Raw genomic sequence first — 262 nt, forward strand, 5'->3', positions numbered from 1 at the left:
TCCTGTGGCCGTTTCAGCCAGTAACGTCACGGCGACCGCATGGATAGAGCCGATATGGTTCTGCACGCCTTTGTCGTTTTTTAAGCTGACGATGACTTGGTTGGGCTCAACAGTTTCGTAATAAACGCCAGTCGTTCCAACATAAGGCACCACTTTACCAAAGGCTTTGGATAAAATCGTAGAGCGCGCGCCACTAGGCAGATATTTAGTGACTGATAATAGCTTGGAGAATTGATTATTCACAGGCTTTAAGGTACTGGTT

1 protein-coding gene is annotated in these 262 nt (G+C 46.6%); it reads right to left on the reverse strand.

What is annotated here, in order from left to right:
* Positions 1-243 (reverse strand): DUF4442 domain-containing protein (locus AAEY62_RS23105; protein WP_350636770.1); only part of this gene is annotated, 243 nt, incomplete at its 3' end.
* Positions 244-262: the final 19 nt, after the last annotated feature.

It is taken from the genome of Pseudoalteromonas sp. GW168-MNA-CIBAN-0100, assembly GCF_040309225.1.
GTDB lineage: Bacteria > Pseudomonadota > Gammaproteobacteria > Enterobacterales > Alteromonadaceae > Pseudoalteromonas > Pseudoalteromonas arctica.